At 40.8% G+C, this 7,094-nt stretch carries 6 protein-coding genes; 5 read left to right on the top strand and 1 reads right to left on the bottom strand.

Annotation, left to right across the window (positions count from 1 at the left end):
- The first annotated feature begins 33 nt into the window (after positions 1-33).
- A complete protein-coding gene (locus OGM63_RS28890) occupies positions 34-1,677 on the top strand; it encodes an acetolactate synthase large subunit (protein ID WP_263749193.1) in 1,644 nt (547 codons plus the stop codon).
- Between the two features lie 422 nt (positions 1,678-2,099).
- Here OGM63_RS28890 and OGM63_RS28885 read toward each other — a convergent pair whose 3' ends face one another.
- Complete coding sequence (locus OGM63_RS28885; RefSeq protein ID WP_263749192.1) at positions 2,100-3,368, bottom strand: tetratricopeptide repeat protein; 1,269 nt, start codon at positions 3,366-3,368, stop codon at positions 2,100-2,102.
- 104 nt (positions 3,369-3,472) lie between these two features.
- Between OGM63_RS28885 and OGM63_RS28880 the strand changes: the two genes are divergently transcribed.
- The 4 genes from OGM63_RS28880 to xseB all read left to right on the top strand — a co-directional run bounded on the left by OGM63_RS28880 (position 3,473) and on the right by xseB (position 7,074).
- Positions 3,473-4,669 (top strand): DUF711 family protein, encoded by a 1,197-nt coding sequence (locus OGM63_RS28880; protein ID WP_263749190.1) that lies wholly within the window; start codon positions 3,473-3,475, stop codon positions 4,667-4,669.
- 270 nt (positions 4,670-4,939) lie between these two features.
- On the top strand, positions 4,940-5,575 hold the full coding sequence (locus tag OGM63_RS28875; RefSeq protein WP_263749189.1) for an SH3 domain-containing protein: 636 nt from the start codon (positions 4,940-4,942) through the stop codon (positions 5,573-5,575).
- 58 nt (positions 5,576-5,633) lie between these two features.
- Positions 5,634-6,851: an exodeoxyribonuclease VII large subunit gene (xseA, locus tag OGM63_RS28870; RefSeq protein WP_263749187.1), complete on the top strand. Its 1,218-nt coding sequence runs from the start codon at positions 5,634-5,636 to the stop codon at positions 6,849-6,851.
- Positions 6,844-7,074 (top strand): exodeoxyribonuclease VII small subunit, encoded by a 231-nt coding sequence (gene xseB / locus OGM63_RS28865; protein WP_263749185.1) that lies wholly within the window; start codon positions 6,844-6,846, stop codon positions 7,072-7,074. Before xseA ends, xseB begins: the two co-directional genes overlap by 8 nt.
- Positions 7,075-7,094: the final 20 nt, after the last annotated feature.

The raw sequence follows: 7,094 nt of genomic DNA, 5'->3' as shown, positions 1-7,094 counted from the left end.
CTCCCTAAATCTTTTAGTTACGGAATTAATTAAATGAATACAGCGGATCTACTGGTACAGTGTTTAGAAAATGAAGGAGTGCAATACGTTTTCGGACTCCCTGGAGAAGAAAACTTGCACGTTTTGGAAGCATTGAAAAATTCTTCGATTAAATTTATCACCACCCGTCACGAACAGGGTGCGGCATTCATGGCAGATGTCTACGGGCGCCTGACCGGAAAAGCTGGGGTGTGTCTTTCTACACTCGGACCTGGGGCGACAAACTTGATGACTGGTGTAGCAGATGCTAACCTGGATGGTGCGCCTTTGGTAGCAATTACTGGGCAAGTAGGCACAGATAGAATGCACATCGAATCGCATCAATATTTAGATTTGGTGGCAATGTTTGCCCCGGTGACAAAGTGGAATAAACAGATTGTGCGACCAAGTATTACACCAGAAGTTGTGCGAAAAGGCTTTAAAGTAGCGCAAACGGAAAAACCCGGTGCAGTTCACATAGATTTGCCCGAAAATATTGCCGCCATGCCTGTAGAAGGGCAACCTTTGCAGAAGTATAATATTGAAAAAACCTATGCTTCTTTTGCGAGTATTCGCGCAGCAGCAGCCGCAATTTCTCAGGCGGTTAATCCGCTAATATTAGTGGGAAATGGAGCAATTCGCGCTCAAGCTAGTGATGCTGTGACGCAATTTGCAACCCAGATGAATATTCCTGTTGCTAATACATTTATGGGCAAAGGTGTAATTCCTTATACTCATCCTTTGGCATTGTGGTCAGTGGGATTGCAACAGCGAGATTTTATCACTTGTGCCTTTGATAATGCAGATTTAGTGATAGCGATCGGCTATGATTTGATTGAGTTTTCCCCAAAAAAATGGAATTCTAGCGGTAAAATTCCCATTGTTCATATTGCGGCAAGTCCGGCAGAAATTGATAGTAGTTATGTTCCTCGCACTGAAGTAGTTGGGGATATTTCTGATTCCCTAAATGAGATTTTAAAGTTAGCAGATAGACAAGGTAAACATAATCCATTTGCCATCAACTTACGATCAAATATTCGTGCCGATTACGAACAATACGCTAATGATGACGGATTTCCTATTAAGCCACAAAAGTTAATTTATGACTTGCGGCAAGTGATGGGACCAGAAGATATTGTAATATCTGATGTCGGCGCACATAAAATGTGGATTGCCCGTCATTATCATTGTCATAGTCCGAATACTTGTCTGATTTCTAATGGCTTTGCCGCAATGGGAATTGCCATTCCTGGTGCTTTAGCAGCAAAACTCGTTTATCCAAACCGTAAAGTTGTAGCTGCAACTGGTGATGGTGGATTTATGATGAATTGCCAAGAATTAGAAACTGCTTTACGAGTTGGTACACCTTTTGTCACCTTAATTTTTAATGATGGTGGTTACGGTTTAATTGAGTGGAAACAAGAAAATCACTTTGGCAAAGGTAGATCATCTTTTGTGCATTTTGGCAATCCCGATTTTGTCAAATTTGCCGAAAGTATGGGTTTAAAAGGCTACCGCGTTGAATCTGCGACTGATTTAGTTCCTATCCTCAAAGAAGCTTTAGCACAAGATGTACCAGCAGTCATAGATTGTCCTGTGGACTACCGCGAAAACAGCCGCTTTAGCCAAAAAGCCGACGAGTTGAATTGTCAAGTATAAGACAATACGGTTCAGTTAAGGATTTTTGGTATTGATTTCGGCATGTAGAGACGCGAAATTTCGCGTCTCTACAGAGGATTTCAGGCTTAACTGAACGGTATTGAAGTATAAGAAAGATGGGCGGGTTCCCCCGCCCTATAGGAGTTAACGAGGAGGTAAAATGGAGTCAAGAGTAGAACAACTTCAAGATAAGTTTATCAGGAAAATTTATCACCAAAACTCTGCGTCACTCCGCGTTTACCTTTGTGTTCCCAACGGGAGAATCAGTACGAATAGACGGAAACCGACTCTGCCGACTGATTCACCTCTGCGTTGAAAAACGCTACCAATAGACATCTCCAGAATTTAATTATGCGTTGCCCGAACCCCAAGAGACGTAGCACAGAATAGTCTCTACGTATGACTCTGGAGATGTCTAATTGTTATCTTCCTCTATCGGTTTCCAAATCATCAATTACTGTTTGCAAATACCACTCCTCTGACATCCCTGGATAAGAATCCTTTTTCTGCTCAATTAGTCGTTGGGCAATTTCCCAATATCCCCCTACCATTCTTAACAAGCGTTGACGTAATAAATCGTCTTTGGCATTTTTCACTTCCGGGGTAGATGATTGAATTTTGTTCAAGCTATTTAAAACGAGTTGATAATTCTGCCAATCTTCTTTTTCACAAAAGACACTTGCCGCACGCTGATAATCTTCAATAGCGTGTTGCATTTCTTCTAAATGAGTATAGGCAATACCGCGATTATAATACCCTTGGGCATTATCAGAATCAATTTGTAAGGCTTGGGTATAATCTTTAATTGCAGCGTAATAATTACCCATTGCTCGATGGGTATTTCCTCTGGCAATATATATTAAAGCATCTTCAGGCTGCATTGAGAGTGCTTGATTATAGTCAGTTAATGCACCTTGATGATCTCCTAATTGAGAACGTGCTTTTCCTCGGTTGCGATATACAATGTTAGATTTCAAATTTAGGCGCAGCGCTGAGTTAAAATCAGAAATAGCATCTTGATAATTTCCTTGTTTGCAACGCACCACCCCACGACAGCAATAAGCTACACCATCTTGCGGATCGACTTGCAATACCCAGTTTAAATCATCGATCGCTTGCTTTGTGTCTCCTTTTTCTGCCTTTTCTAACAAGGTGCGGAAATATTCATTTTCGGAAATTATCGGTGCAGGGGTAGAAATTGATGGCTTGACAGCAGGATATTCTTTGGGTTGTAGCTGCTTAATGCTTTCCAGGCATTGACGACATTTTTCTTTGTCGTTTTTCTCAAGATATAATTCTGCGGCTTTTTTGAAGTTAGCGATGCTAGATTCAATATACCCTTCTTTACGCCGCACAACTCCCCGCAGATGGTAAGCTGGTGCGTAATTTACTTCAAGTGCGATCGCTTTATCCACATCCGCAAGGGCACCGGGTAGATTTTTCAGCGTCAACCGTGCTAATGCGCGATAATAATACGCTTCTACACTTTCAGGATTATGCTTGATACTTTCTGTATAATCTGACACAGCTTGGAGAGTTGCTCCTGAGTCATAATATGCTAATCCCCGTTGGGTGTAAGCTTCCCCAAAGTAAGGATCTTCTTGCAAAGCACGGGTAAATTCCTCAATCGCTTTAGTGTAGTCTTTTTGTCGAGCTAGTTCTAATCCTTTATTGTAAAATTCATTATTCATCGCATTTATTTGCTTTACTCATTTATTTAATTGTAGTAAGCGTTTCAACGCTTATTTTGAGCACTCTCCGTGCTCACTACGAATTTTTTTTATACGTTGTTAAAATGAAAATTAGAACTATCACAACTGGTATATCACTTTCTTCTCTTAAAGAAATCGAAAAGATTAAGCAAGCTTCTGAATTTAATCAGCAAGCAAAGCTGATAATTGAAGAACAGGGATATGAAGTACAAACAACTAGAATAGCGACTAATTCCTGGGAAGAATATCTACATGGCTTATCCAAAAGTGAAATTCTCAACGAAATTAAACTACTAGAAGAAGTTTGCCAAAACTTGAATATCAGCTTTTTCAGTTTGGGTTATGCAAGTAAACCGGAAACTATCGCTTTGATTCCAGATATTATCAAAAATACATCGATTTTATACACTTCCAGTAAAATAGGCGATACTCCTAAGGAGTCGCTCCGCGATGGGCAAAGCCCCGCCTTTGGCGATCGCACTTCTGGGATAAACTTTAAAAATGCGAGAGAATCTGCAAAAGTTATCCAGCGAATTTCTCAAGAAACTGAGGATGGTTATGGGAACTTTCATTTTTGCGCTTGGGCAAATTGTCAATCAGGAATTCCATTTTTTCCCACTGCATATCATCAAGGTGAAACATCTTTCGCTATTGGATTAGAATTATGCGACTTGGTAATGCAAGCTTTTGATGATGCTGATGATATTCTTGATGCGGAAGAAAAACTGAAAGTGATTTTAGATCAAGAATTAAGTAAAATTGAAGCGACAGCAAGAACAATATCCCATAAATTTGGGATAGAATATAAAGGAATTGACACCTCTCTTGCACCATCTTTAGGCAAAAAAGAAAGTATCGCTTTTGCTTATGAAAAAATCATGGATGGTAAGTTTGGAAATCAAGGAACACTGGCAATATCAGGAATGCTGACTCGTGTTTTGAAAAGCGTATCTGTAAAAACTTGCGGTTACTCTGGGTTAATGCTTCCAGTTTGTGAAGATGTCGGTTTGGCAGCAAGAGCTAACGAACAAACTTACAATATCACAAATTTATTAGCTTATTCGGCTGTTTGTGGTTGTGGACTTGATACGGTTCCGATTCCGGGTGATATTACAATAGAAAAGATTACCGCGATATTAATTGATATGGCGACTTTGGCGATAAAGTTAGATAAACCACTTTCAGCAAGGTTGTTTCCCATTCCTGGGAAGAAAGCTGGGGAAATGACTGCGTTTACTTCTCCGTATTTGGTGGATTGTCGAATATTTAATGTTGAATAATAATTGGATTAAGTAAAAATTAATCTATTAAGTAGCCGACATGAACTGCATACAGCAGGTAGCACCCTGGAATCTAGAAAATCCAAGTTGCAAACTTGATCGTTGCTTCTACTAATCCAATCTTCGCTTCAAAAACGCAAGGGTGTATACCTCAAGCATTATTATCTCCAGGGAAAAAATGAAAACGGCACTCATATCCGTAATCTTGTTGGGATGGGTTGAAGTTTAAGACGAGAGCAAAAACAACTCATAAGTCTGAGGTATACGTTAATGAATTACATTGCTTACATTTCAACAAAAGACGGTGACTCCCTTGCGGTTCGTTCTACACCTAATGGGGAAAAAATAGATTTTATTAGCAATGGGACTGAAGTTGCCGTAAGCAGCGAACCTGTATATGCAGGAAACAGGAATTGGGTACAAATTGGAGCTAATCGTTGGGTAGCGAGGGAGTTTCTTATAATTATTAAAGCAGCGAGGGTGGTTGCTACTCGCTCCTTAAAAACTATTAGTGGGGGTTTGAGAGTATATGAGACTCGACTAATTGATGGCACTGGTAAGGTTGTTAAGACAGTGCGAGGTGTTTCTGGTCGAGGGAACAACCAAACTCCATCTCATATTGCTAATTCTCAAACACCTCTGCCTTTTGGAATTTACACTTTCAACCATCCTGGAACTGTAGAATTCAAAGGAGGAGAATTTGGTGGTGTCTGGTCTCCAGTGACACCTGCTTTTAACACAGAACGCTCAGAAATAGGTATTCACTACGACCCGTCAGCTTTGCTGCAAAATGCTAACAGTGGTACAGCAGGCTGTTTTGCCACACCAACCGTTGAGGAAAGAGACACGATGACGAACTTTATTCGCACTTATAAACCAACTCATTTTATTGTTTACCAAGGGTAAGAGGGGTTTCAGCGCTCATTATGAATCAGAAGAGCATTTTACATTTCATTTAGCGATCATGACTTCTTTAATTCCCGATACGGCACTTTCAATAGCTGGATTAACTGATTATATTCGGCTATTGTTAGAACAAGATGAGCAATTGCGGCAAGTTTGGGTAACTGGTGAAGTTTCCAGCGCAAATCAACATCGCAGTGGGTTATTTTTCACTTTACAAGATCCAGATGGCAGCGCGGCAATTAAATGTGTGGTGTGGAATAGTCAATTAACCAAGCTTGCACAGATACCGATTCGGGGTGAACAGATAATTCTTTTGGGTAATATCCGAGTTTATCCCCGTGGAGGTGAATATCAACTTACAGTTTGGCAGGTTTTGCCTGCTGGTGTGGGTTTACAAGCTTTGCGGTATCAACAATTAAAAAACCGCTTACAAGAGGAGGGGTTGTTTGATCCACAAAGAAAGCGATCGCTTCCAATTCATCCCCAAATTATCGCTGTCGTCACTTCCCCCACTGCTGCTGCTTGGGGTGATATTCAAAAAACACTCAAGCAACGATATCCCGGTTTACACGTTTTATTTTCGCCGGCAACGGTGCAAGGTGAGCAAGCACCAGCATCTATTGTAAAGGCGATCGCACGGGTAGAGCGAGATAATCGCGCAAGCGTGTTAATTTTATCGCGGGGAGGTGGCGCGGTTGAGGAATTAGCCTGCTTTAATGATGAAAGGGTAGTGCGTGCAGTTGCTGATTGTACGATTCCAGTAATTACTGGGATTGGTCATCAAAGAGATGAATCTTTGGTAGATTTAACTGCGGATGCTTGCGTACATACTCCCACAGCAGCGGCAGAATTAGTTGTGCCGGCACTCGCACAGTTGTATGCTGAACATCAAGAACGAATTGCTGTTTTACACGACACGATGCGAATTAGAATGCAAACTGCGGGAAATAAATTGCAAGGAATGCGCGATCGCTTGCAACGTTTACGTTTAGATCGACAACTACAGCAAGAGGTAAAAAATCTAAGTTGGAGACGTCAGCAATTAATCCAAGTTACTACAGGCAGATTGCAGCAAGCAACCCAACATGTAGAATTGTTGCGGCAAAAATTGACAACTCTCGACCCCCAGGCAGTTTTACAGCGTGGTTACGCTGTGGTAAAAAAAGAAAGTGGTGCGATCGCTCGTTCTGCAACTGACTTAGAAGTAGGACAAGAATTATCGATTCAGTTAGCGCAAGGAAAAGTTAAAGTCAAAATTACCGAAGTTAATGGTTAAACGTAAAACTGCTTCCACGAACGAAATGGATGGGGGAAATTATGAAGCGAAAGTTGCCGAAATCGAAACAATTATCACTCGCATAGAAGTGGGTGAATTACAGTTAGAAGAAGTATTTGAACAATTTGCCACAGCAGTAGAATATCTACGTCAGTGCGAAACTTTCCTCCAACAACGACAGCAGCAGGTAAACTTGTTAATTGAAACTTTAAACGACGAATAAGACGATTTCTTTTTCGTAGT

The sequence above is a fragment of the Plectonema radiosum NIES-515 genome (genome assembly GCF_025753815.1).
GTDB classification, from domain to species: Bacteria; Cyanobacteriota; Cyanobacteriia; order Cyanobacteriales; family Nostocaceae; genus Hassallia; species Hassallia radiosum_A.
The sequence above is the reverse complement of the archived record's forward strand: the minus strand, read 5'-3'. Positions and strand labels throughout refer to the sequence as shown.

Excerpts from the sequence above, each read along its gene's own strand:
- OGM63_RS28890 (WP_263749193.1), top strand. The coding sequence starts at position 34 with ATGAATACAGCGGATCTACTGGTACAGTGTTTAGAAAATGAAGGAGTG.
- OGM63_RS28885 (WP_263749192.1), bottom strand. The coding sequence starts at position 3,368 with ATGAATAATGAATTTTACAATAAAGGATTAGAACTAGCTCGACAAAAA.
- OGM63_RS28880 (WP_263749190.1), top strand. The coding sequence starts at position 3,473 with ATGAAAATTAGAACTATCACAACTGGTATATCACTTTCTTCTCTTAAA.
- OGM63_RS28875 (WP_263749189.1), top strand. The coding sequence starts at position 4,940 with ATGAATTACATTGCTTACATTTCAACAAAAGACGGTGACTCCCTTGCG.
- xseA (WP_263749187.1), top strand. The coding sequence starts at position 5,634 with ATGACTTCTTTAATTCCCGATACGGCACTTTCAATAGCTGGATTAACT.
- xseB (WP_263749185.1), top strand. The coding sequence starts at position 6,844 with ATGGTTAAACGTAAAACTGCTTCCACGAACGAAATGGATGGGGGAAAT.